The organism is Pseudofrankia asymbiotica (assembly GCF_001983105.1).
Taxonomy (GTDB): Bacteria; Actinomycetota; Actinomycetes; order Frankiales; family Frankiaceae; genus Pseudofrankia; species Pseudofrankia asymbiotica.
Genome location: NZ_MOMC01000022.1, coordinates 1 through 24,969, shown reverse-complemented (window position 1 = coordinate 24,969; position 24,969 = coordinate 1). Strand labels below are relative to the sequence as shown.

The window sequence follows — 24,969 nt, the reverse complement described above, 5'->3', positions numbered from 1 at the left end:
GGCGCTAGCCCTCGCAGCGAGTTACTGGATGGCGACAGCGGCCCGCAGGCGGGCCACCTCCTCGGCCGAGAATCCCCAGTCGGCCAAGGCTTCCTCGGTGTGCTGCCCAGGGGCGGGGGGCGGGCCGGCGACCGCCGGCGGGGTCCGGCTGAAACGGGGTGCCGGAGCCGGCTGCACCACCCCGCCGACCTCGGTGAAGGTCCCGCGGTGGCGGTTGTGCGGGTGAGCCGGGGCCTCGTCCGGATCCAGGACCGGGGCGAAGCAGACATCGGTGCCCTCGAGCGCGGCGCACCACTCATCCCGGGTCCTGGTGCGGATCACCGCCGCGAGGCGGGTCTTCGTGGCCGGCCACGACGAGCGGTCGTCGTCCGGGCCGGGATCGACCCCGGTCAGCTCGGCGAGCTGCCGGCGGGCCCGGGGGTCGATCGCCCCGAGCGAGACGAACCTGGCGTCGGCCGTCTCGTAGGCGTCGTAGAACCAGGCGCCGCCGTCGAGGAGGTTGGTCCCCCGCCCGCCCCAGTCGCCGGCCGCCCGCAGCCCATGGATCATCCCGGCCAGGAGGGCCGCGCCGTCGACCATCGCGGCGTCGACCACCTGGCCCCGGCCGGAGCCGCCGGCCTCGAGCAGCGCGCACACGATGCCGAAGGCGAGCAGCAGACCGCCCCCGCCGAAGTCGCCCACGACGTTGAGCGGCGGCACCGGCGGCGCCCCCGCGGGGCCGATCATGCCGAGGGTGCCGGCGAGGGCGACATAGTTGATGTCACGGCCGGGCGTCTGCGCGTAGGGCCCGTCCTGCCCCCATCCCGTCATGCGCCCGTAGACGAGCCGCGGCTGGCGTGCCAGGCAGTCGTCCGGCCCGAGCCCAAGCCGCTCGGTGACCCCGGGACGGAACCCCTCGATGAGCACGTCGGCCCGCTCGACCAGCCGGAGCACGGCCTCCCGCCCGTCGGGGTGCTTCAGGTCGACGCCCACCGAGCGGCGACCACGGGCGTTCACGTCCCACAGCGGCGCATCGAGGCCAACGGCGTCGGCCCGGTCGACGCGGAGCACCTCGGCGCCCATGTCGGACAGCATCATGGCGGCGAACGGCCCGGGCCCGATGCCGGCCAGCTCGACGACCTTGTATCCGCTGAGTGCCCCGGTCATACCTCAGTATCCCTGATAAGCGTGCGTTCACTCCACCAGGACGGGGAGACGCCGCCGACACCGCCCGCGTCCGGGCGCGGAGGGCACCCGGACCGGCGCGGCGATCACTCCCCCGAGCTCAGGCCGCAGCGGGCACCTCGAAGACGACGGCGGTGGCCATGCCGCCACCGGCGCACATGGCGGCCACGCCGGTGCCGCCACCGCGACGGCGCAGCTCGTGCACCATCGTGATGATCATCCGGGAGCCGGTCATCGCGACCGGGTGACCGAGGCTGCAGCCGCTGCCGGCGACGTTCACCAGAGTGTCGTCGAGCCCGAGGATGCGGGTGGTGGCGACGGCGACCGAGGCGAACGCCTCGTTGATCTCCCACAGCGCGATGTCGTCGATCGTGAGCCCGGCCCGCTCCAGCGCCTTCGGGATGGCGATCGTCGGCGCGATGCCCGTGTCTGCCGGCGCCACGCCCACCGACGCCCACGCGCGGATGACGGCCAGCGGCTCGAGCCCGTGCCGCTCGGCGACCCGGCGCTCGGCGAGCACCATCGCCGCCGCGCCGTCGTTGACGCCGGACGCGTTGCCGGCCGTGATGCTGAAGCCGTCGATCTCCGGATGGATCGGCTTCAGCGCGGCGAGCCGCTCCAGCGAGGTGTTCCGCCGCGGGTGCTCGTCCACGGCGAACCTCACGGTGGTGCCGTCGCGCCGCGGCACGTCCAGCGGGAAGATCTCCTCAGCGAAGCTGCCGGCGTCGATGGCGGCCACGGCACGCTGATGCGACCGCAGCGCCCACTCGTCCATCTCCTCACGGGTGAGGTTCGCCTTCACCGCGGCGTTCCAGCCCACCGTGATCGACATGTCCCGGCATGGCGCGTCTGGCGTCTCGGGGTGGCTGTACGCGAGCCAGTCCTCGTCCCAGTCGTCGGTGCCCGGGATCCGCCAACGCGCGCGCGGCTTCGTCGAGGCCGACTGCACGCCACCGGCGATGACCACCCGGTCCATCCCCGACCGGATCGACGCCGCCGCGCTCTGCACCGCGGCGAGCCCGGACGCGCAGTGCCGGTTGTGGGCGACGCCCGGCACATTGGGGATGCCGGCGTTGACCGCCGCGTACCGGGCGATGTCCCCGCCGCCGTACAGCGACTCGCCGAGCACCACGTCGTCGACGAGCGCCGGGTCGATCCCCGACCGGTCGAGCGCCTCGGCCACCGCCCGGGTGCCGAGCTCGAACGCGCTCACCTCGGTGAGCGTGCCCTTGTTCGCCGTCCCGATCGCCGTCCGCGCCGTCGAGACAATGACCGCCTCATCCACTGGGCGCTCCTCCTGGTCCTGGACAGGCCATCTGGACCGTCTGGCCGGCCCGGCGGCCTTCAAAGATCATCGATCACAAAGTGCATGCTCACTTACCATAAGCAGCCGGATGAGGCCGCAACCGGACGAGAGGCGACCCATCGGGGCGATCCGCTCTCGGCGACGGGCGCGATCCGCTCCACCCGGCGACCGACCCGGCTTGACCGGGCGACATACCGGCTGTAGTAAATGAGTATTCATTTATTTATTTGCTGATCGGGAGTGGTGGGCGCCGTGGACTACGCGCCGATCGACGCGGACGGGCACTACTACGAGCCCGACGACTGCTTCTCGCGCCACATCGAGGCCAGGTACCGCGACGCCACCGTGCGGGTGAGGCGCGGCGACGACGGCCTCGGCCGCGTGTTCGTCGGCGACGGCGCACCTTCATGAGCGTGASGCCGGGCGACTACGCGTCGGCACCCGGCGGGCCGCAAGGCTCATTCGTCGCACTCACAGTTATCAGTCACACACAGGAAGACCGGACTCCGTGGAGCCGGAGCTGTTCGGGCCTGGTCGGATCACGGCCCCGCCGATGGCCGCTCGCCGCAGCCCGGCCAAAACATCGAACCGTGGCGGATGAGCACGTCTATGAGCAGGCTGATCCGACACAGGTCGCACCCGATGGTTCGGAGTGCGTCAGATGAGCCTGTCTATAGGCGCGCTTATCCGCCACGGTTTGAGATTCCGGCTGGGCGGGCCGCCAAGGCCACACTGGTGGGGCGAGGCCATCTATCCGGTGCACCCGGCTCAGTACCTCAGCGGCCCGTTCAGCCGCACATGCGCGAACGCGGCCTGTGACCAGCTGGCGCGATGCCTGCTAGGCGGCCTCGTCGACGCCGCCGAGGTAGAGGCGCTCGATCTCGGACTCGCGGGCGACCAGCTCGGACGCCGGGATCTCCGCGCGCACCAGGCCCTCGTTCATGATCAATGCCCGGTCGACGAAGCTCGCGGCGAAGTGGATGTGCTGTTCGACCAGCACGACACCGGCGGACAGCGCCGTCGCCACCGCGCGCAGCCGTTCGAGGATGCGCTCGCTGACGGCGGGCGCGAGGCCGAACGACAGCTCGTCGATGAGCAGGACGGAGGGGCGGCGCCCGACGGTGCGCGCGAGCGCCAGCATCTGCTGCTCGCCGCCGGAGAGCACCCCGGCCCGCAGCGGCAGCTTCGGGCGCAGCTCGGGGAAGAGCTCGACGGACTCGTCCACGTCGACGCCGGCCATCTGCAGGTTCTGGCGGACCGTCAGCGTGCCGAACACGCTGCGGCCCTCGACCATGATCCCGATCTTGCCGCGGCTGCGCCGGTAGGACGGGCCAGTCAGCGGGGCGCCCTCGACGAGCACCTCGCCGGTGTACTTCCCCAGGAAGCCGGCGATCGCCATCAGGGTGGTCGTCTTCCCGGCGCCGTTGCGGCCGAGCAGGCCGACGATCTCACCCTTGCCGACGGTGAACGTGACGTCGTGGATCACCGCGAGCGCCCCGTAGCCCGCGGTCAGCCCACGCACCTCTAACGCCGCCGTCCCCGTCTCCTGGGCCATCAACGCCTCCGTGTCTCTCGTCCTTCTGAGTGGTCCGTGCCGAGTGGTCCGTGCCCGGCCCGCGGGGCGCCGGTCAGTCCGCGCGCGCCGTGTCCTCGTGAGCGAGCCGGAACAGCCTGATCATGCGTCCGCGCCGACGGCGGCCGGCGTGGGCTGGTCGAGCTGGCCGAGCTCGGCGACCTGGGCGCGCCAGCGCTCGACAGCCGCCGCCTTGATCGACTCATAGCCCTTGATCATCTGTGCCGACTCCGCGAGGCTGACCAGATCCGCGTAGGGCCGCCCGGCGGTCAGGCTCCCGGTCACCAGGGCCTCGTACTCCCCGATGACGGCCCGCTCGAGGCGGCGGTCCCGATCGAGGCCGAAGACGTCGAACGGGGTGCCGCGCAGCCGGCGCATCCTGCGCAGGCCGTGGAACATGACCGCCCACGGCCGCCCGGCGGGCAGCTTGTGCTTCAGCCCCATGCGCCGCAGCGACGGCGGGTGCAGGTGGTAGGTCACCTTGTACGGGCCGTCGATGCCGAGGTCGGCGGCGGTCTGGGCGTGGTCGGCGAGCAGGTGCAGGCGGGCGACCTCGTACTCGTCCTTGTAGGTCAGCAGCTTGTACCAGCTCTCGGCCACCGCGCGGGTGAGCGCCCAGCCGTGCTCGGCGCCGTCCTGCCCGGCGGCGGTCGCCACCAGGCCGAGGAAGCGGGCCGCCCGCCCGGCGTCCTGGTAGTCGATGGCCTGGGCGGCGCGGCGGACGAGCAGGGCACGCAGGTCGTCGGGCAGGCCGGCCGGCAGGCCGCGCTCGGCCACGAGCCTGCCGGCGGTCTCGAGCGCGGCGGGCGACGGGCCGAAGATGCTCGGCTTCGCGGTCTCGACGGCGCCGGCGGTGGCGGCGGCCGCGAGCGCGGCCTCGACCGCGGCCAGGTCGTGCGCGACCCACCGGCCCCAGGCGAAGGCCTCCCGGTTGTCGGCCGCCGCCTTGCCGGTGCGGCCCATCGCCTTCTCGAGGTCGGCCAGCGGCAGCGGCAGGCCGCCCAGCTGGTACGCGGCGCCGAGCAGAACGATGTTGCCCAGCAACTGGTTGGCGAACACCTGCTCGGCGATCCGCTTGCTGTCCAGGAAGAGGGCCCGGTCGTCGCCGACGCGCTCGGAGATCGACGCGCGCATGGCCGCCTCGTCGGGCGCGGCGATGTCGCGCTGCAGCATGCTCGCCGTGGGCGTGACCGTCACGTCGACGACGGCGATCGTCCGGCCGGGCTGGACCGTCGCGAGGTGCTTGGCCGCGGCGGCCTGCAGGATGTCGCCGGACAGGTACAGATCAGCCCCGCCCTCGCCCACCGTGGACGCGCCTGCCGCCCCGGCGTCCCTGGCGCCCTTCGGCGAGAGCCGCAGGTGGGAGACGACGGCGCCGGCCTTCTGCGACAGGCCGGTCTGGTCGACGCCGGCGACCGCGAGCCCCGCGGCCTGTGCCGCCGACGCGATCACCCGGTTGGCGGTGACGACGCCGGTGCCCCCGACGCCGGTGAAGTAGACGCCGAAGCTCTCCGTGATGGGCTGGGCGTCCGGCTCCGGTAGGCCGCCGGCCGGCAGGTGCGGGCGGACATGTTCGGCGGTCTTCTTGCCGGGCCGCCGGGCCGCCGGGCCCCCGGGCCGGAGCCGGGCGAACAGGCCCGGCCCGCGGGGCGTGATCGTGACGAACGACGGGCAGTCGCCCTCCAGGCAGGTGTAGTCGCGGTTGCACGACAGGTCGTCGATGCGGCGCTTCTCGCCGAACTCGGTCTGGTGCGGCAGTACCGACAGGCAGTTGCTCTTGACCGAGCAGTCGGCGCAGCCCTCGCAGACTCCCTCATTGATGACGACGCGCCGAGGCGGCTCGGGCAGCAGGCCGCGCTTGCGCAGCCGGCGCGACTCGGCGGCGCAGCGCTGGTCGTAGATGACCACGGTCACCCCGGGGACGGAGCGCAGCTCCTCCTGGACCTCCTCCAGGTGGTCGCGCCCGAGCACCCGGGTGCCGGGGGCGAACCGGGYGCGCCGGCCGTAGTGCTTCGGGTCCTCGGCGCAGACGACGACCCGCGCGACGCCCTCGGCGTCCAGGGCCCTGGTCATCGCCGGGACGTCCATGAGCCCGACGACGTCCTGGCCGCCGGTCATCGCGACCGCGGTGTTGTAGAGGATCTTGAAGGTGACGTTGACGCCGGCGGCCACGCTCGCGCGGATCGCGAGGGTGCCCGAGTGCGACAGCGTCCCGTCGCCGAGGTTCTGGATGAGATGCGGATCGTCGACGAACGGCGACAGCCCCAGCCACGGCACGCCCTCGGCGCCCATCGGCGTCGGCGGCATGCTGTTCATTCCGAGGTGACGGGCCTCGAAGTACATGATCCCGTGGCAGCCGACCCCGCCGCCGACCAGCGCGCCCTCCGGGAAGACCGTGGAGCGGTTGTGCGGGCAGCCGCTGCAGAAGCCCGGCGGGCGCGCGGGCAGGTCGACGAGCGGCAGGGTGATGACCGGCCTCGGCGCCGAGGCCGTGACGACCGGGAGCAGCCGCCGGTTCGGCGAACCGTTCGGGGCGCCGTTCGCCGTCGCCGCGGCCGCCCGGGCGGCGGCCAGGTCGGGCAGCACCCGCTTCAGGACGGCGCCGACCTTCGACGCGTCCAGCTCGCCGGCCGTGGGGACGAGCGGGCGGCCGTCGCGCGGGGTCCCTGCCGGATCGGCGGCAGGGTCCCTGCCGGATGGGCGGAGCCCATCCGGGAGGTCGGCGATCCGGGAGGTCGCGCGCTTGCCCGCGACCCGGGTCGTGAGCCCGGCCTCGTGCAGGATCGCGCGCAGCTGGGTCTCGACGAACGGCCGCTTCTCCTCGATGACGACGATCTCGTCGACGGAGCGGGCGAACTCGAGGACGGTCTCGCGCCCGAGCGGGTAGGTGACGGCGAGCCGGAGCACCCGGACGCCGGCGTCGGCGAGCCGGTCCACCCGGACGCCGAGGTCCGCGAACGCCTGGGCGACGTCGAAGTAGGTCTTGCCCGCGCAGACGACGCCGAGGCGGGCACCGGCCGGGGCGCCGACGACGCGGTCGAGCCGGTTGTGCCGGGCGTAGGCCTCGGCGGCGCGCAGCCGCAGGTCGATGACCTGCTCCTCCTGGCCCGGCGCGGCGTGCGGGCCGACCGCCGTCGACGGGATGTGCCGCCATGGCCGGCCGTCGACCGCGTGGTCGGTCGGGTCGCTCGGGGTGTGCCGGTCCACGCCCGCGTCGACGGTGCCGATGCCGTCGGCGACGGCGGTGACGATCTTCAGGCCGGCCCAGGCGCCGCTGTAGCGCGACATCCGGAAGGCGTGCACGCCGAGGTCGAGAATGTCCTGCTGGTCGCCGGGAACGATCACCGGGATGCAGGCGTCCTCGAAGGTGTACTGGCTGTCGCAGGCGAGGGTGGACGACTTCGCCGACGGGTCGTCGCCGCAGAACATCACGACGCCGCCGTTCGGGCCGGTGCCCATCGCGCCGGCGTGCTTGAGGACGTCGCCGCTGCGGTCCAGGCCCGGGGTCTTGCCGTACCAGGCGCCCACCACGCCGTCGAGCGCGCCGACGTCCCCGGCGGGGGTGTCCCCGGCGGAGACGTCAGCGGCGAGATCGCCGGTGGCGCCGGGGATGCTGGCCGCGGGGGGTTCCCCTGGGCCCGCCTCGCCGCTCCGGGGGGCCAGCAGCGACCGGCCGGTGCCCATCTGGCTGCCCCAGACGGTGGCGGCCGCGAGCTCCTCGTTGAGGCCGGGGCGGTGCAGCACCCGGTGCTCGGCGAGCAGGGCGGCGGAACGCTCGATGGTGAGGTCGAAGGTGCCCAGCGGCGAGCCGGGGTAGCCGGAGACCATGGTCGCCGTCGTCAGGCCGGCGCGCGCGTCCAGCTCGGCGCGCACGACCAGCAGCCGGGCGAGCGCCTCGACGCCGGACAGCAGCGCGGGCTCGGCGGCGACCGGCGCCGGTGCCGCCTGGTCGGGCCCGGCGGCGCCAGGGCCGCCGGCCTGCGCGGTGATGGCCCCGCTCACGGGTACACCGAGGGGTTCACGTACGCGACCTCACCGTCCTTGAAGACCAGCCGACGGCGGGCCGGGTCACGCAGGACCGAGATGTCCTCGGTGGGGTCGCCGTCGACGACGAGCAGGTCGGCCAGGTAGCCCTCGCGGATCTGGCCCGTCTCCAGACCCACCAGCGGGCCCATGTCACGGGTGGCGGTGTGGACGGCCTCGGCGGGCGTCATGCCGACCTGGTCGACGTAGCGTTCGAGCTCCGCCGCGTACGTGCCGTGCCTCGTCCACTGGTGGCCGAAGTCGCCACCGGCGACGATCCGGATTCCGGACTCCCGCAGCCGCCGTATCCCCTCGACCTGGGATTTCAGCTCGTCCCGGTAGCCGGACAGCTCGACCTTCTCCGGCGAGAGTCCCCACGGCTGGGCGTGGCCGTTGACCACCGCGTACAGGTAGTGCAGCCCCGGGCAGACCCAGACGTCGTCGCGGCGGGCCTCCAGCGCGCGCACCGCCTCGTCGTCAAGGAAGCAGGCGTGGTGGATGAGCCGCACACCGGTGCGCGCGGCCATGGCGACGCTCGCCGAACCGCGGGCGTGCACCGTGATGAAGGCGCCGTACTTCGCGGCCTCGTCGACGGCGGCCTCGAGCATCTCGTCGTTCATGTAGACGTCGTCGGACGGGAACTCGGGCACGATGCCGTCGCCGGAGATGAACAGCTTGATCGCCCGGGCGCCGGCGTCGCACTGCCGGGCGACGATCGCGCGCAGCTCCYGGGCGTCGGCCGCGACCACCGACATCGGGGTGCCGTCGCTGATCGCCCCGGGGGACGTCACCAGCAGGTTGCCGGGCACGATCCGCGGGCCGGGGATCAGGCCCCGCTCGATCGCGTCGCGGGCGACGACGTCGTCCTGTGGCTGCAGGACGCTCGCGCTGACGATGAGCGTGTAGCCGCTCTCCAGGAAGGTGCGCACGACGGCGGCGACGTCCAGGGCGTGCTCCGCCGGCGGTGACGCGGCGACGCCGGCGTGGTCGAAGACGAAGTCGAGCGGCCAGCTGATGTGGGTGTGCGCGTCGCCGAGACCGGGCAGCACGGTGGCCCCGCGCACGTCGACGACCCTGGCCGACACCGCGTCCAGGTCCAGGCGGCCGGGCGTCACCAGCTCGACACGGTTGCCCTCGATGAGGATGTCGCCGTCGAACGGCCGTTCGCCCGCGTCGCCGGTGCAGGCGAGCACGGATGCGTTCCTGATCAGTGTCCGCGCGGTCATGCGCTCCTCCTTGTCAGGCCGCTTGCCAGGCCGGCGTGCCGGGCCGGGCCGTGGGCCGCCGCCGGCCGCTCGCGGCCATGACCGCTCGCCCCTTCACGGCTTCGCCCTTTTCAGACCTCTTCTAGACGATGACGGTGCGTGTGCCCTCGGCGCCAGCCGTCAGCCGGATGCCCTCGTTGATCTCCTCGAGCTTGATCCGCTGGGAGACCATCTGCCCGAGATCGAGCCGGCCGCTCTCGGCGAGCCGGATGAAGCGCGGGAAGTCGCGCAGGATCTGCGAGCCGCCGACGGGCGAACCGACCAGCTTCTTGCCGGAGAAGACCGCGCCGATCGCGGGCAGCGTGATCGTGGCGCCCATAGCCGGCATGCCGACGAGCGTCACCGTCCCCTCCATCCGGGCCAGCGCGAACGCCTGCTCCATCAGCTTGGGGAAGCCAACGACCTCAAAACTGTAGTCCGCTCCGCGCCCACCCGTGAGCGCCTTGACCTGGTCGACCGGGTCGGCGTCGGTCGGGTCGACGGTGTGCGTCGCGCCGGCGCGCAGCGCGGCTTCGCGGCGCGACGCCGCCAGGTCGATCCCGATGATGACGGCCGCGCCGGCGATCCGGGCGCCCTGGATGACGGACTGCCCTACACCGCCGCAGCCGATCACCGCGACGGTCGAGCCCGGGGCGACCTGGGCGGTGTTCAGCGCGGCGCCGACGCCGGTGGTCACGCCGCAGCCGAGCAGGGCGAGCTGCTCGTCCGGCAGGTCCGTCTCGACCGCGACGACGCTCGCCTCGTCGACGACCATCGCCTCGGCGAACGAGCCGCAGCCGCAGACCGCGCGTGCGGTGCGGCCGTCGGCGAGGTCGAACCGGGCCGCGGCCTGGACGAGCGGGCCGCGTTCGCAGTGGTTGGTCATGCCGTTCTGACACCACCAGCAGGAGCCGCAGGCCGGGGAGACGGAGGCGAGCACGCGGTCGCCCGGCCGGACCCGGCGGACCTCGGCGCCGACCTCCTCCACCATCCCGGTGGCCTCGTGACCGGGGACGATCGGCAGTCGCAGCGCGGAGCGGCCCTCGATGACGTTGAGGTCCGTGTGGCAGATGCCGCTGGCGGTGATGCGCACGAGCACGTCGCGCGGGCCGACCGCGGGGACCGGCAGGTCCTCGAGGACGAGCGGCTTGCCGGGCTCGTACGCGACGGCGACCCTCATCGAGGCCCATCTCCTGTCCGTGCTGGCGGCGCGGCGCGCCGCGGTGGCCTGCCCGGGTGCGCCCCGCCGGTGACGTGCCCCGCCGTCGACGCGCGACGCCGGATGACGTGCGCTGTCGGTGGCGCGGTGGCGCGGTGCCGCGCCGCCGGCCGCCGACGAGCGGCACGCCAGGCGCGCCCGGCCGGTGGCTGGACACTAGCTCAGTAACTGCTCACTCCACAACCAAAAGCACGTCCACCAGCATGCCCCCGGTGCGGGTCGCGTCCACCCGAAACCATCTTTACAAGAGGACCGCACAACAGGGCGACGGTGGTCGCACACAGTGGTCACGGCCAGGCGACAGCGAGGGTAAGTATGTGAGCGCTCTGTTAGCATGAGGCCCACCGGCCGTGCTGGTGAGCCCTGGCCGGGTCATACCGGCCCGCCGAGTCGATCGCGAGGTCCACGTGGGTTCGTTGGCTGGCCGCGTCGCGGCGGGACCTGCTCGACCGTGCCTTCCCGGACGGTCCGTGGGCCGTGTCCGCTACGTTCTGACCCTGCGTCCCCGACCGAGCCGGCCGGGGACGCCACCAGCGAAGAACGCGACGAGCCGAAGACAAAGCGAAGGAGAGGCTCCCATGAAGGCCGAGGTCGACCCTCACCTGTGCCAGGGGCACGCCCGCTGCTGGGACATCTGCCCGGAGGTCTTCTCGCTCGACGAGGAGGGCCACGGCTTCGTCCCGATCCCCGACGTCCCGCCGCAGTTCGAGGCGAAGGCGCGCGAGGCCGCCGACAACTGCCCCGAGCGCGCGATCACGGTCTCCGCCTGACGGAGGCCGTCCCCGTCGGGGACATCCCCGGCGGGGACGGCCGGGATGTCCCCGGCCGGAACGGACCGGGGATGCCCCGGTACCCGGTGACCTGGCTACTCGGCCCGCTCGGCGGCGGGCACGGCCGCGTGCGGCGCGTCCGGCACACGCTGCCGGGTGAGGTCGACGAGGGTGCGCAGGAACTGCTCCTGGCCGACGCCGTTGAACGGGTGCCCCTGCATCGTCGAGAACAGGTGGTAGCCGCCGAGGGCGGCGACCGCGATCGCGTCGACCACATCCTCGTCCCGTGGCTCGGCGAGAACCGGTCGTTGCAGCGCCGTCCAGATCGCCGCGCGCAGCTCGGGGACGCGGTCACCCTCGTTGAGCATGAGCCGGAACAGCCGGTCGAATCGGCGGATGTCCGCGAGCAGCTGCTCGTAGACGTGCAGGCGGCGCTCCACCGCGTCCGTCGACGGGGGAATCGCCGCGCGCCTCTCGGCCATCTCGGCGCGCAGGCGGCCGACCTCGCGGTCCACGGCCGCCGTCAGCAGCGCCTCCTTGGACGGGAAGTGCCGGTACAGGCTGCCTGTGCCCACCGCCAGGCCGACGCGCCGCTCCACCTCGCTGATCGTGGCGCCGGTGAACCCGACCTCGGCGAACACATCCATCGCCGCTTCGAGAATCCGGTCGCGGGTCGTCCGCCGCGACCCGGCGGGCCGGGTGGCCCTGCTCGCGGCCTTTGGGCTCGTGGCCTTTGGGCGCGAGGTCTCCTGATTCGCGGTCCCCTGGCTCGCCGTCACGGCGCCAGCGTACGCAGCCGGGGCGCGGGCGCCGGCCCCGCGGGTGCCGTCCGTGCACACATGGTCGCGCGTCACGCGGGCTCGAAGACGAGCGGGATGGACGCCGGCCCCCGGGCCTGCAGGCTGAAGTAGGTGATCTCGGCGCCGCCCGGAACGCGAAACGGGCCGAGCCTTTCCAGCAGCCGGCGGACCGCCACCCGGACCTGCAGCCGGGCGAGGTTCGAGCCGACGCAGCGGTGCGGCCCGGCGCMGAACGTCAGGTGCCGGTTGCGCGGCCGGTGGAGAACGACCTCGTCCGGGCGCTCGAAGACCTCGGGGTCGCGGTTCGCCGCGCCGAAGAACAGGCCGACCTTGTCGCCCTTCCTGATGGGCCGGCCGAGGATCTCGACGTCCCTGGTCGCCGTGCGGAACATCAGCGGGAGCGGGGTCTCCAGCCGCAGGCATTCCTCCACCAGCGCCGGCACCAGCGAGAGGTCGGCGCGGACGGCCGCCTGCAGGCGCGGGTCCTCGGCGAGGATCCGCATGGTCGCGCCGATGGCGCTCGCCGACGTGCCGATCCCGCCCTGGATGAGCAGCTGCAGGCCCGACAGGAACTCGTGGTCGACGAACGTCTCACCCGAGTCGTTCAGGCACTGGACGGCGCTCACCACGTCGTCGCGCCTCGGCTGGCCGTCGCGGCTCTCGAAGACGCTGGCGGCCCAGGCCCGCAACGTCGCCGCGCCCGCGGCGGTCCTCTGGGGGTCGGACTCGAAGCTGATGGCGCGCGCGGCGGGTTCGACGGCGCGGAAGTCCTCGTCGGTCGCGTGGAACAGCAGCCGAAACAGGATGGTGCCCGGCAGCTTGCGGGCGAAGTCGACCGCGAGGTCGCATTCCCCCGCGCCCACGAACGTGTCGATCAGCTCGTCGGCCACGTCCCTGATCGGGTCTTCCAGGTGGGCGAGGGACGTCACCGTCAGGTGCGGGTTCACCTGGCGGCGATAGGCGCGCTGGCGCGGCGGGTCCAGCTCGATGGGGACCAGCCGCGGCATCAGGTCGAACCCCGGGCGGGTGATCGACACGCCCTCCGTCGAGGTGAACGTCTCCCAGTCCTGCGCGATGCGGAGCACCAGGTCGCAGGACGTGGCCGCCCAGTAGCCGTGACCGCTCTCGACCCAGGTCAGCGGGCCGAGACCGGCGAGCTCCCGGACCGCGTCCCAGTACGCCGGGCCGGCGACCGCCGGCGACAGGTGGTCGAACGTCGAGGTCGGGTACGGCGCCATGCAGGCCTCCCAGGCAACGATGCAAGGGTAATCTTGCATTCGACGGGAGGAAAAGTAGCGCCCCTGTTTCGACCCGGTCAACGGCAATCCGTGGCCGGCGCCAAGGCCGACGGCGCGGGCCGCCGGTGGCCGGGCCGGGTGTTCGCGCGCGGTCCGTTCGATCAGGCCGGCCGCGCGCGAACACCGCGGCGGTGACGGCGGTGACTCAGTCCAGGTCGTACGGCTTGGGGACGCCGTCGTGGATCTCGATCCATTCGGCGCCTTCCGGGCCGGCGACCCAGGTGTATTTCTGGTTCGGCGTGAAGACGCCCTCGCCCGCCCGGGTGACCCGCCTTCCGTATCGGAGCTCGCCGGACAGCACATAGGTCAGCTGGTTCGTGCCGTGCCGGTGCGGCCGGACCTGGGCACCGGGACCGACCCGTGACCGGACGACCGTCATGGTCGGCGAGAGCAGGACCGTGGTCGAGACCATGTCGCGCCCGACAGCGTCGAGGAATACCTCCCGCTGTTCCTCCGGCAACCATTCCGAGAGTTCCTGGTTGCTCCGGTACGGCAACGTGTTCGAGTCGTAGAAGAACATCCGCGCACCGTCTCCGGGCACCCCGTCGTTCGAGTGCCCGTCGTTCGAGTGCCCGTCGTTCGAGTGCCCGTCGTTCGAGTGCCCGTCGTTCGAGTGCCCGTCGTTCGACTGCCCGGCACGCTCTTCGGACGCTTCACTCACGCCGCATCCACCTTTCACGACCCAGCCGCGACCACCCGGTCGCCGAACCGCGTCGCCGAACCAGGTCCGCCGAGCCGGGTCACAGTGCGCTCGCCCAGCGGGCGCAAGGGGAGTCTTGCTCCGCCCTCCGCCGCGGGCAACTGATCGCCCGCGGCGACGCCGCCGCGACGGGCCAGCCGGAGCTGACCAAAGCTGACCGAAGCCCGCCTACTCGGGTTGCGCGGGCGACAGCCGGGCACCCGGGGTGAAGGTGATGGGGACGGTGAGGGGGGTGCGGTTGTAGGTCGAGTGGTACTCGACCTCGGCGCCGGGCGCCAGCCGGATGTCGTGCAGACGGCCCACGAGCTCCTCGACGGCGATGCGCAGGTTCATCCGGGCGAGGTTCGAGCCGGCGCAGCGGTGCGGGCCGGCACCGAAGGCGATGTGCCGGTTGCGGGGCCGCTCGGCGTCGAACGTCTCCGCGTCCTCGAACTCGTTCTCGTCGTGGTTGGCCGCGGCCCAGTACATCAGGACCTGCTCGCCCGCCTTGATCTGCTGACCGTTCAGCTCGGTGTCGCGGCGGGCGGTGCGCGCGACCGAGACGAACGAGCTGTCAAGGCGCAGCAGCTCTTCCACCGCGTTCGGGATGARCTCCGGCCGGGCGCGCAGCAGCTCCGGAATCTCGGGGTGGTCGCAGAACCGCAGTATCGACATGCCGAGGGCACCGGCCGTCGTGTCAAGACCGCCGAGAATGAGCAGGTGGATGGTGCCGATCGCCTCCGCGTCGGTGATCGGCCGGCCCTCGATCTCAGCGGCGAGAACCGCGTCGATCACGTCGCCGCGCGGTCCCGTCTGACGCCGCTCGGCGATGCGCTCGACGATCCAGCCGGCGAGCTTGAAGATGCACTCGCGTGCCTCGGGGACGGGCTTCGAGGTCGTCATCGCCCACTCGTTGACCTGGGCGAGGTCCTCCGTCGGCGCGTGCAGGGCGAACTCGAAGAAGGCGAGCCCCGGCAGCGGCCGGGCGAACTCCTCCATGAAGTCGCACTCGCCGCGCTCGATGAAGCCGTCGATCAGCCGGTTCACCAGGTCACGGGTCTGCTTCTCCCACTCGGCGACGACGACAGGCCGGAAGGAGGGGTTGATGACGCGGCGGAACTCGCGCTGTAGCGGTGGGTCGATCGTGACCGGAAGGATCGTGTGCTTCTCGGTCTGCGCGATCGTGATGCCATCGGCGGAGCTGAACGTCTCCCAGTCCTGGGCGACGGAGAGCACCTGCTCATAGCTGGTGGTGACCCAGAAGCCGCCGTGCTGGTCGCTGTGCGCGACCGGGCTCAGCGACCGGGCACGTGCCAGCGTCGGGTGGAAGTCCTGGGCCAACGCGCGCGACTCGTGGTCGAAGTGGTGCTCGACCCAGTCGTCGTCGATCGCGGTCTCGGCCGGRCCGGGCGGCGTCGCCGTCACGTCCATCTTCCACCTCACGAGCGTCAGTACGAGCGTCAGTGGCCTGGACTACCGACAGGTCCTCGGCCATTCCGCGAGAAGAATAGCAATAAGTGAGCGCTCGTTTAGCGTTCGCCCAGCAGGCGAGGACCCAGCCGGGCAGCACGCGATGYGGTGGGTCGCTATCCCAGCGTGTCCAGCAGGGCCTTCGTGTCGTGGACGAAGGCCTCGACCTCGATGATCTGTCCGCCACGGATCCGGATCAGGTCGATCATCGGGAGGACGACCGATCGGCCGGTGGCCCGCGCCGTCCATCGGATCACGATCCGCAGCGCGTAGAGATCCGCCGCGCACCGCCAGTACTCGGTGCCCTCGATGCGCTGCTCCCAGTGCTCCCGCATGCCCGCCTGGACGGCGCGGAACGCGTCGAGCCCCCTGTGGACGCCGCCGTGCGGCAGCGACTCCGGCTCCACCAGCACGATGTCGTCCGCGAACAGCGTCGCCCAGCGCTCGGCTGTCACCGGATCGCTCATCGCGTCCGGTCTCCAGGACGCCGCGAGCGTCTCCATCACCCGCGCCGGCGTCAGCTCCACAGACGTCCTCCCTCCGTCCTCGGCCGGCCCGGCGGCCAGGCGGCCTCCCGCCTCAACCCAGGAGGAACTTGCCGCCGTCGTAGGAGATGGTCTGGCCGGTCATGTAGCGGGAGGCGTCGCTGGCGAGGAACACGACCGGGCCGGCCACGTCGTCCTCGGTCGCGACCCGCCCGATGAGCTGCATGCGGAACTCCGGGGTGCCCGTCATCTGCTCCTCGCGTTCCAGCACGCCGAGCGCGATCGCCTCGGCCGCCATCGAGCCGACCGACAGGGCGTTGACCCGGATTCCCAGCGGGGCCAGCTCCTTCGCCAGCGACTTCGTCATCGCGATGACCGCGCCGCGGGCCGTCCCGTAGTCGAGCCAGTTGCGCACGCCGTAGGCGGCCGACGAGGTGTGGTTGACGATCGCCGGGCATGGCGACCTGGCGAGTTCCGGGACGGCGGCCTTGCAGAGGAGAAACGTCCCGCGCACCATCACGGCCATCGTCGTGTCCCAGTGCTCGACCGTCATCTGGGCGAGCGGCGTGTACGTCGTGTCCCGGTAGCGGTTCGGGTTGTTCACCAGCACGTCGAGCCGGCCGAACTCCTCCGTGGCGAACGCGACCGCTCCCTGGGCGCTGCCCTCGTCCGTGACGTCGAGATGGCAGAACCGGGCGGTCCCGCCGTCCTTCTCGATGAGGTCGAGCGTCTCCGCGCCCGCGTCGGCGAACAGGTCGGCGACGACGACCTGCGCGCCCGCGGCCGCCAGGGCGCGCGCGTACCCGCGCCCGGCCCCCTGCGCCGCGCCCGTCACCAGGGCGACCCGCCCGGCCAGCGGTCCGCCGAGCCGCGCGTTCACGCGGTGTGCTCCAGTTCCCGCGCGCCCGGCTCGCCGGCGGCCCGGTCCCTGGCCTGGATCCGTTCGGCGTCGGCGGCGACGGCGGTCCCGGCGAAGAACTCGGACGACGTGCCGCCGTAGAACCGCACCGCGTTCACGCAGGTGAACTCCTCGAACTGCGCGGGCGTGAGAATGCCGTCCTCGACCAGCTCGTGGGCCTCGAGGAGCGGGTGGGTGAACGACGGGACGTCCCAGTGCCCGAGGTCGGAACCCATCATCGGGCGCAGCTGGGCACCGAGCGGGTTCACCCGCCCGTCATAGGCGAGGCCCACCAGCGGGTCGTCGCCCTCGCATCCCCAGTAGAAGCCGCGGACGAACGCGTCCCGAATCTCCTCGACCGACGTGACCCCGCTGGCGGCGAAGTCGTCGACCTGCCCGTCGACCGCCGACACGCCGGGCACGAGCTGCTCCGGCCGGTAGTGGGCGAGCTCGGGAGCGTGCCTCGTCGCCAGTCTGGCCAGCTCCGCCGGGTCGAGCCGGGCCGGGTCCAGCCGGCCCAGCCCGGCCTTGCCGCGCTTCTCGAACCGCGACACCAGGTCCCCGTAGACCCGCACGCCGCCCGCCACACCCCCCTCGAGGAGCGCGACCCGCAGGCCCGGGAACCGCGTCGTGACCCCGCCGAGGAACAGCGACTTGGCGGTCGCCTCCCCCACCGCGGCGAAATGCCCGGCGGCGTAGGAGTAGTTCGACGGCGAGAAATGCCCGGTGAACCTGAAGCCGTTCGAGTGGCACGACAGCGGGACGCCGAGCTCGACCGCCTTGGCCCAGAACGGGTCGTAGTCGTGGTCGCTGTCCAGCCCGAAGTTGTCGATCCGCTGCAGCCGCGACCGGTACTGCGGCGGCGCGTCGGCGAACGCCGGGATCGGCCGCCAGACGAACGACGGCATCAGCGCCGCCCGCAGCCCGAGCGACACCGCGTGCTCCAGCGCCGCGATCCCCTCGTCCGGGGTGTGCGCGGGAATGACCGCGACCGGGGCGAGCCGGTCCCGGTAGGGCGCGTAGGCCTGCGCCACGTAGGCGTTGTAGAGCCTGGCGAGCCCGACCCGGGTCTCGGGGTTCTCCAGCGACAGCAGCACCATGCCGCGCGACGGGTAGATGACGGCGAAGTCGATCCCGGCCTCGCCGAGCCGCTCGTGGTACAGCGACGGCATGGCGACGGTCGCGTAGTCGAGGGTGTCGCTCGGCGTCCACCAGACCGGGCGGGCCGACAGGTGCAGCCGACGGCGCTCGGCGAGCGACGGCACGCGCTCACCGGACCCGTCGGCGAGGCCGAGTGCCTTCACCGCCGGGTCGTCGAGCAGGTGCCCGCCGCCGTTGTCCCGCACGAAGTCGGCGAACGCGACGCTGATCTCCACGTGGTGCGCGTCGGCGTCGATGATGACGTGGCCGAGGTCCTCCCGGAGGCGCCTGGCGCTGGTCGGCTGACCGGTCACGGCTGGGCCCCCTCGGCGAAGACGAGCATGGTGGCGATCTTTCCGTTCTCGACCCGGATGATGTCGAGACCGACGAGGACCGCGGACGGGAAGATCCAGCGGACGTATGCCCGCCTCCAGTCGTGGTCTCCCACGGGTGGCCCGGCGAGCACCGCGGTCACCCCGTCCGGCCAGGCGGCGGTGTGCTCGGTGACGTGGTCGGCGAGGGCGCGGCGCCCGCGCACGACCGGCCGTTCGTCCGGCGGGACGAACTCCACCTCGTCGACGCAGCAGGCCTCGAAACGACGCAGCCGCTCGGCCGGGTCACGGGTGACCCAGGCCGCGGTCCACTCGGCGAACAGTTCCTCGGGAGTCACCGCCCACCCCCGAGGCGCAGGCCGGCGACGGCGGGCAGGGTGACGCTCGCGCCGCCGTCGGTGGCGAGCACCTGGCCGGAGATCCAGCTGGACTCGTCGCTGGCGAAGAACAGCGCCGCGTACCCGACGTCCCAGCCGGTGCCATGGGTGACCGCGCCGAGCGGCAGGACGGAGGCCGCGGTCTTCTGGATCTCGCCGAGGTCCTGGCCGAGCCTCTCGGCGGCGCCCTGGGTGCGCGGCGTCCGCACCGAGCCAGGAACGACGACGTTGACCCGGACGCCCAGCGGCCCGTGCGCCGCGGCCATCTCCTGGGACAGCGAGATCATCCCGCCCTTCGCCGCCGAGTAGGCCGCGAAGCCGATCGCGCGCAGCGCGCCGATCGAGGAGATGTTGACGATCGACCCGCCGCCGGTGGCGGCCATCGCCGGGATGGCGAACCGGGACACCTGGTAGACGGACTTCAGGTTGATCCGCAGCAGGTCGTCCCAGGTGTCCTCGGCCGTGTCGAGGACGCTGCCGGGACGGGAGACGCCGACGTTGTTCACCAGGATGTCCAGCCGGCCGAACGCGTCGAGCGCCGCCTGGGTGAAGCGCTCGCAGTCCGCCGCGACCGTGACGTCGCCGGCGACGACGACCGCGCGGCCGCCGGCCTGTTCGATCTCCTTGCGGGTCACCTCGGCGCGGTCGGGGGTGTTGTCGACGAGCACGACGGCGGCGCCGTGCCGGGCGAGCAACAGCGCGGTCGCCTTGCCGGTGCCGACTCCCGGCCCCGGCACCTGGCCCGCGCCGGTCACGATCGCCACCTTGCCGGCGACCCGCCCGCGGCCGGGCTCGGCCACGTTCCCCGACTCCTCAAGAACAGTCACGATCAGTCACCTTCGATCAGCGCGAGCGGGGTGGTGGAGACGGGGACGGTCTCCTTGGGCTGGACGAGGATCCGGGTCGGGCCGGCGCGGCCGGTGACCGCGCGGCGTCAGTGGTTCGCGTCGTCCGCCGGGACGCATCATCCCTTGCGGGCGGATTCTATGCAAGGTTACCCTTGCATTCTGTCTGGCCGGCAGCGAGAGAGGTTCCCATTGACTGACTTCACGGGGCGCGTCGCCGTCATCACCGGCGCCGCGCACGGCATCGGGTCCGAGTACGCGCGGCACTTCGCCGGTCGCGGCGCCCACGTCGTCGTCGCTGACATCGACGGTCCGGCGGCCGAGACCATGACCAAGGAGCTCTTATCGGCCGGGTTATCGGCCAGCACCCTGGTCCTGGACATCTCCGACGCGGACGCCTGCCGAGCCGCGGTCGACGGAGTCGTCGCCGAGCACTCGTCGATCGACTTCCTCGTCAACAACGCGGCGCTCTACGCGAACCGCGACTTCGCGATCGCCGAGGAGATCGACCTCGGCATGTGGCAGAAAATGATCGACATCAACGTCAGCGGCACCTTCTACATGTGCCGGGCCGCGATTCCGCACATGAAGGGGCAGAGTTTCGGTCGCATCGTCAACCAGAGCTCGGCCTCGGTCTACGCGACCGTTCCCCGCTCGCTGCACTACTCGATGTCGAAGGCCGCCGTCATCACGATGACGAAGACGCTGGCCCGCGAGCTCGGCCCGTTCGGCATCACGGTGAACGCCATCGCCCCGGGCGTCATCGACACCGAGGCGACGCTGAAGGTGGTCCCGCGCGAGGTCCTGGAGAAGGGCCTCGGCAACGCGGCGCTGCGGCGCATCGGCCACCCGGCCGACCTGGCCCCGGTCGTCGGCTTCCTGTGCTCGGAGGGCGCCAGCTACATCACCGGGCAGACGATCATCGTCGACGGCGGCATCAACATGCTCGGCTGACCAGGCGAACGACGAGGGGAAGCGATCAGGCGTGGACCAGCGACTGATGTACCGGGACGCGTTCTTCATCGACGGCGGCTGGGCCGCGCCGAGCGGGCCGGACCGGTTCGGCGTCATCTCGCCGTCGAGCGAGGACGTCGTCGGCGAGGTTCCGCTCGCGACGGGCGGCGACATCGACCGAGCGGTCGCCGCCGCCCGGGCCGCGTTCGACGACGGGCCGTGGCCGCGGATGACACCGGCGGAACGCGGCGAGGTCCTCGCCCGCGCCGCGAAGCTGCTGGCCGAGCGCGCGGGCCAGATCGCCGCCGTGACGGTCGACGAGATCGGCTGCCCGGTGAGCAACCCGGCGTCGCAGACCGGACTGGTGGGGCCGGTGTTCGACTACTACGCGGGCCTGGCGGCGGCGTTCCCGTTCGAGCGGACCGTCACCGCCGGCCCCCGGGCCGGCCTCGTCACGCAGGAGCCGGTCGGCGTCGTCGGCGCGATCGTGCCGTGGAACGCGCCCGTCACCCTGGCCGCCTGGAAGACGGCGCCCGCGCTGGCCGCCGGCTGCGCGGTGGTGGTCAAGCCTCCGCCGGAGGCGCCGCTGTCGACGTTCGTGCTCGCCGAGGCACTGCGCGACGCCGACGTCCCGCCCGGCGTCGTCAACGTCGTGCCGGGCGGCCGGGAGGTCGGCGAGCACCTCGTCACCCACCCCGGCACCGACAAGATCGCCTTCACCGGCTCGACCGCCGCCGGCAAGCGGATCATGAGCCTGTGCGGCGACCAGATCAAACGGGTGTCGCTGGAGCTCGGCGGCAAGTCCGCCTGCATCCTGCTCGACGACACCGACGTGGCGGCGGTCGTGCCGATGGTCGTCGGCATCGGGATGAACCGCTCCGGCCAGGTCTGCGCCGCCCAGACCCGCATCCTCGTCCACCGGTCCCGCTACGCCGAGGCGCTGGAGGCCGCGGGCGTCACCGCGGCGGCCATCCCGCTCGGCGACCCGCACGACCCGGCGACGGTGATCGGCCCGCTGGTCGCCGAGCGGCAGCGTGCCCGGGTCGAGGGCTACATCGGCGACGCCGCGCGGCATGGCGCCCGGGTCGTCACCGGCGGCGGACGGCCCATCGACCCGCCGAAGGGCTGGTACGTCGAGCCGACGATCCTCGGCGACGTCCACAACGCGATGCGGGTCGCCCGGGAGGAGGTCTTCGGCCCGGTGCTGTGCGTCATCCCGTTCGACGACGCCGACGAGGCCGTCCGGATCGCGAACGACTCGCCGTACGGGCTGGCCGGCGGCGTCTGGAGCGCCGACCCGGCGCGCGCGCTCGCTGTCGCGCGCCGGCTGCGCACCGGCGCCGTGAACATCAACGCCGACTTCCCGCCGTTCCCGCTGGTGCCCTTCGGCGGCTTCAAGCAGTCCGGCATCGGCCGCGAGCTCGGGCCGGAGGGGCTGGCGAGCTTCCTGGAGCCGCGCAGCATCGGCCTCCCGGCATCGCTGGCGGATTCGCTCGGGGCGTCGTCAGCGACGCCAGCGACGCCAGGGTCGTCAGCGACGCCGGCCGCCTTTGGAGGCGGCGCGTGAGTGCCGCCCAGTTCTCGATCCGCTACCTGGCCCTGGCGCCGACGGACCCCGGCTCGTGGCGCCCGCTGCTCAACCGGGTCGTCGCCGCCGACCGGGCCGGCGTCGACCGGGTGGTGCTCTCCGGTGAGCACGTCGTCTTCGGCGAGCACCTGGAGAACTACGCGCGGCCCGAGATCGGCGGCCGGGCCGGCGGCGGGCAGCCGACGGGGCCGAACGGTCACTTCCTCGAGCCGATGACGGCGATGTCGTTCCTCGCGGGGATGACGTCGCGAGTGCGCCTGACCAACAGCATCCTGCTCGCCGCGCTGCGCAGGCCGGTCGTGCTGGCCAAGAGCGCCGCCACGCTGGACGTGCTCTCCGGTGGCCGGCTCGACCTCGGCGTGGGGATCGGCTGGCAGCGCGAGGAGTACGAGGCCGCCGGGCTGGACTTCTCCCGCCGCGGCCGGCTGCTCGACCACACCCTGGAGGTCTGCCAGCTGCTGTGGCGGGAGCACCGGGCGAGCCACCACTCCCCCGAGCTGTCCTTCGAGAACATCCACCTCAACCCGAAACCGGTCCAGCCTGGCGGCGTCCCGATCTGGGTGAGCGGGACGGTCAACCCCGGCGCGATGCGCCGTCTGGCCCGGTTCGCCTCCGGCTGGATCCCATGGGGGCCGGCGTCCGACCGCGCCACCGACCTGGTCGAGACGATCCCCCGGATGCGCGACGCCGTCGCCGCGCTCGGCCGCGACCCGCTGGAGCTCGGGATCGCCGGCAAGCTCGCGAACGTCGCCGGCCCGGACGGGACGCCGGACCTGGACGCGACGATGGGCGGCCTTCCCGCGCTGCTCGCGGCCGGAGTCACCGACGTACGCCTCCGGCTGCCAGTGCCGGATGACACAGCCGCGGCGGAGGACTACCTCACCCCCTGGGTGAGTAGGTTCCGAGAGGTGACCGGCACCGGCGGGGCCGAGGACCGCGGCGGCCGCGTCGCCACGRCCCTCGCGGGCACCAAGGCCCAGGACGCCGCCGTCCGGGACACCGCCATCCGAGGCACCGCGACCCGAGACACCGTCGTCCGGGCCGGGCTCGGCTGAACGGAAGGTGACCACCGTGACCGTCGGCCCCTCGTCACCAGCGACGTCCCCCGGGATCGCCCCGTCCTTCCGGTGCGCCCCCTGGACCCAGGCACAGGGAGCGGACCCGATCGGCTCGGCGCTCAGCTGCGACCTGTTCATCCTGGTCGAGACGCCGCCGCCGTGGCCGCGCGACGTCGGCGAGCTGCCGGTCTTCGCCGAGCTCGCCCGGCGCGGGCTGCCACCGGCCCGGCTGCTGGCCGTGCGCCCGCCGATCGACGGTCCGCCGCCGCCGGCGCCGGCCTCGCCCGCCCAGCTCACAGCCGGCGTACGCGMCCGGGTGGGCGTGACGATCTGGCGGCGTTCCCCGGCGGGCGGCTTCACCGGCACGGATCACGTCGTCGACCAGGGGAACGTCGTCGACGAGATCGCCCGGCTCGTCGAGGCACCGGGCGGCCAGGGGTGGCCCGCGCCGCCGGAGGTACTGATCTGCGGGCACGGCGCGCGGGACGCCTGCTGCGGGCGTCTCGGCACCCGGCTGGCTCTCGACGAGGCCGGCGCGTGGCCGGACGTGCGCGTCCGCCGCTGCAGCCACACCGGCGGCCACCGCTTCGCCGCCACCGGTTTCACGCTGCCGGACGGGCTGGCCTGGGGCTATCTCGACACCGGTGTGCTCGACACGATCGTCCGCCGAGCCGGGAGGCCGCCGCTGCACGGCCACTACCGCGGCAGCACCGCGCTGGGAATGTGGGGCCAGGTCGCCGAGCGTGAGCTTTTCGAACGCTTCGGCTGGGCCTGGCTGGATCACCGGCTCACATCGGCGACGACCGACGTGGCGCCCGGCGGCCGTTCCGCGACCGTCGAGCTGACCTGGGACGGCCCGTCCGGTCCGGGGCGCGCGACCGCCACGGTCGAGATCGCCCGCGACCTTCCAGTCCTCGTCTGCGGCGAGCCCCCCGAGAACGCGACGAAGAGCGCCCCGGACCTCGCCCTGCGTACGTTCGCCATCGGCGGGGGCGGCTGAGCCGCCGCGCCACAAGCCGCTCGTGATCTGGCGGGATTTCCGTAGTGTCAGCACCGAAAATCCCACCAGATCCCGAAGCTCGGCACCACCAGCATCGACCAGTCAGATTCCCGGCACGCCGGAGCCCTCCGGGTTCGTAAACATTCACCTGGTTTAGGGATCTTGCTGTGGGTGGCGGTTCGGGGGCGTGGCTGTGGGCCGTGCCGGTGGGTCGGCGCGGCGGGGTCAGGCGGGTGGTTGGTCAGGTGGCAGTGATCGCTGGGGGCGGCATCCAGGGGGTGCCGCGGAACGCGAGCCGTAGGGCCTGCAGGGCGGACACGCCGTGCTTGCGGGCGGTAGAGAGGTAGCTGGCGACCTGGAGGCGGCAGGCGGTCGCGGCCGCGGAGGTGAGCCGCCCGCTGATCTTCTGCTGGGTCTTGAAAGGCCGAAGATCGCGCTCTGACAGGTTGTTCGTGGGCCACACGTCGAGGTCGAACACGAACCRCAGCACGTCGTCGTGCCGGTCACGCAGGCATTCGAGCAGGYACCGGCCGACCGGCTGCTTCGTGCCCCGCTCGGCCGGCGCGACGGCGGCCAGGCCGACGCGGACCGCGCCGCGGAACTCGGCGAGCAGCGGGTCGCGCCGCTCGGCGGGGACCGCGCGTCGGCCGGCCGCGCGGGCGAGGTTGGCCTCGTGGACCAGGCCGCGCAGCGCCCGCTGCACCTGGACCGGCCAGACCTGGCCAGGGTAGGTCTCCACACAGTCC

General features: G+C 72.9%; 22 protein-coding genes. 6 read left to right on the top strand and 16 right to left on the bottom strand.

The features are described 5' to 3' along the window. Positions 1–21: 21 nt before the first annotated feature. Positions 22–1,146, bottom strand: a complete 1,125-nt coding sequence (locus BL253_RS11815; protein WP_076816337.1) for a CaiB/BaiF CoA transferase family protein — start codon at positions 1,144–1,146, stop codon at positions 22–24. Between the two features lie 118 nt (positions 1,147–1,264). Then, entirely contained in the window at positions 1,265–2,449 is a 1,185-nt protein-coding gene (locus BL253_RS11810; protein WP_076816335.1) for a thiolase family protein, read from the bottom strand. Between the two features lie 273 nt (positions 2,450–2,722). Between BL253_RS11810 and BL253_RS11805 the strand changes: the two genes are divergently transcribed. After that, on the top strand, positions 2,723–2,881 hold the full coding sequence (locus BL253_RS11805) for a hypothetical protein (protein WP_241834726.1): 159 nt from the start codon (positions 2,723–2,725) through the stop codon (positions 2,879–2,881). Positions 2,882–3,308: 427 nt separating this feature from the next. On the opposite strand, the gene BL253_RS11800 is transcribed toward BL253_RS11805, so the two are convergent. The 4 genes from BL253_RS11800 to BL253_RS11785 form a co-directional block, all read right to left on the bottom strand. Continuing rightward, the gene (locus tag BL253_RS11800; protein WP_076816334.1) at positions 3,309–4,025 is read right to left on the bottom strand and encodes an ABC transporter ATP-binding protein; all 717 of its coding nucleotides are present in this window, start codon (positions 4,023–4,025) and stop codon (positions 3,309–3,311) included. A gap of 120 nt (positions 4,026–4,145) precedes the next feature. Next, positions 4,146–8,045, bottom strand: coding sequence for an indolepyruvate ferredoxin oxidoreductase family protein (locus BL253_RS11795; RefSeq protein WP_076816332.1), 3,900 nt, complete (start codon positions 8,043–8,045; stop codon positions 4,146–4,148). Further along, a complete protein-coding gene (locus BL253_RS11790; RefSeq protein ID WP_076816331.1) occupies positions 8,042–9,292 on the bottom strand; it encodes a metal-dependent hydrolase family protein in 1,251 nt (416 codons plus the stop codon). The genes BL253_RS11795 and BL253_RS11790 overlap by 4 nt, the downstream gene beginning before the upstream one ends. 121 nt (positions 9,293–9,413) lie before the next feature. After that, positions 9,414–10,490 carry a Zn-dependent alcohol dehydrogenase gene (locus BL253_RS11785; protein ID WP_076816329.1) on the bottom strand — a complete coding sequence of 359 codons (1,077 nt, stop codon included), beginning with the start codon at positions 10,488–10,490 and terminating at the stop codon, positions 9,414–9,416. Between the two features lie 617 nt (positions 10,491–11,107). Between BL253_RS11785 and BL253_RS11780 the strand changes: the two genes are divergently transcribed. Then, positions 11,108–11,299: a ferredoxin gene (locus BL253_RS11780; RefSeq protein ID WP_076816327.1), complete on the top strand. Its 192-nt coding sequence runs from the start codon at positions 11,108–11,110 to the stop codon at positions 11,297–11,299. A 95-nt stretch (positions 11,300–11,394) separates the two neighbouring features. Here the strand turns inward: BL253_RS11780 and BL253_RS11775 are convergent, their stop codons facing one another. From BL253_RS11775 to BL253_RS11735, 9 genes are all read right to left on the bottom strand, one after another. Continuing rightward, the gene (locus BL253_RS11775) at positions 11,395–11,961 is read right to left on the bottom strand and encodes a TetR/AcrR family transcriptional regulator (RefSeq protein ID WP_420801648.1); all 567 of its coding nucleotides are present in this window, start codon (positions 11,959–11,961) and stop codon (positions 11,395–11,397) included. Positions 11,962–12,149: 188 nt separating this feature from the next. Then, on the bottom strand, positions 12,150–13,337 hold the full coding sequence (locus BL253_RS11770; protein WP_076816324.1) for a cytochrome P450: 1,188 nt from the start codon (positions 13,335–13,337) through the stop codon (positions 12,150–12,152). A 205-nt stretch (positions 13,338–13,542) separates the two neighbouring features. After that, positions 13,543–14,058: a cupin domain-containing protein gene (locus BL253_RS11765; protein ID WP_241834725.1), complete on the bottom strand. Its 516-nt coding sequence runs from the start codon at positions 14,056–14,058 to the stop codon at positions 13,543–13,545. 207 nt (positions 14,059–14,265) lie between these two features. Then, positions 14,266–15,507, bottom strand: coding sequence for a cytochrome P450 (locus tag BL253_RS11760; RefSeq protein ID WP_076816322.1), 1,242 nt, complete (start codon positions 15,505–15,507; stop codon positions 14,266–14,268). A gap of 155 nt (positions 15,508–15,662) precedes the next feature. Next, positions 15,663–16,073, bottom strand: a complete 411-nt coding sequence (locus BL253_RS11755) for a nuclear transport factor 2 family protein (protein ID WP_241834724.1) — start codon at positions 16,071–16,073, stop codon at positions 15,663–15,665. A 52-nt stretch (positions 16,074–16,125) separates the two neighbouring features. After that, positions 16,126–16,911: an SDR family NAD(P)-dependent oxidoreductase gene (locus tag BL253_RS11750; RefSeq protein ID WP_076816320.1), complete on the bottom strand. Its 786-nt coding sequence runs from the start codon at positions 16,909–16,911 to the stop codon at positions 16,126–16,128. Then, entirely contained in the window at positions 16,908–18,383 is a 1,476-nt protein-coding gene (locus BL253_RS11745) for an amidohydrolase family protein (protein WP_076816319.1), read from the bottom strand. The genes BL253_RS11750 and BL253_RS11745 overlap by 4 nt, the downstream gene beginning before the upstream one ends. Then, positions 18,380–18,739: a nuclear transport factor 2 family protein gene (locus BL253_RS11740; RefSeq protein WP_076816317.1), complete on the bottom strand. Its 360-nt coding sequence runs from the start codon at positions 18,737–18,739 to the stop codon at positions 18,380–18,382. Before BL253_RS11740 ends, BL253_RS11745 begins: the two co-directional genes overlap by 4 nt. Beyond that, positions 18,736–19,605, bottom strand: coding sequence for an SDR family NAD(P)-dependent oxidoreductase (locus tag BL253_RS11735; protein WP_076816316.1), 870 nt, complete (start codon positions 19,603–19,605; stop codon positions 18,736–18,738). Before BL253_RS11735 ends, BL253_RS11740 begins: the two co-directional genes overlap by 4 nt. A gap of 210 nt (positions 19,606–19,815) precedes the next feature. On the opposite strand from BL253_RS11735, the gene BL253_RS11730 reads away from it, so the two are divergent. From BL253_RS11730 to BL253_RS11715, 4 genes are read left to right on the top strand one after another with little or no spacing between them, the layout of a single operon-like run. After that, a complete protein-coding gene (locus BL253_RS11730; RefSeq protein ID WP_076816314.1) occupies positions 19,816–20,577 on the top strand; it encodes an SDR family NAD(P)-dependent oxidoreductase in 762 nt (253 codons plus the stop codon). Between the two features lie 31 nt (positions 20,578–20,608). Continuing rightward, positions 20,609–22,144: an aldehyde dehydrogenase gene (locus BL253_RS11725; protein ID WP_096335978.1), complete on the top strand. Its 1,536-nt coding sequence runs from the start codon at positions 20,609–20,611 to the stop codon at positions 22,142–22,144. Beyond that, entirely contained in the window at positions 22,141–23,220 is a 1,080-nt protein-coding gene (locus tag BL253_RS11720) for a TIGR03619 family F420-dependent LLM class oxidoreductase (RefSeq protein WP_241834723.1), read from the top strand. Before BL253_RS11725 ends, BL253_RS11720 begins: the two co-directional genes overlap by 4 nt. A 16-nt stretch (positions 23,221–23,236) precedes the next feature. After that, positions 23,237–24,223 (top strand): sucrase ferredoxin, encoded by a 987-nt coding sequence (locus BL253_RS11715; protein WP_076816554.1) that lies wholly within the window; start codon positions 23,237–23,239, stop codon positions 24,221–24,223. A gap of 241 nt (positions 24,224–24,464) precedes the next feature. Here BL253_RS11715 and BL253_RS11710 read toward each other — a convergent pair. Then, the coding region (locus tag BL253_RS11710) for an IS66 family transposase (RefSeq protein WP_158230350.1) at positions 24,465–24,969 on the bottom strand (505 nt) is incomplete at its 5' end.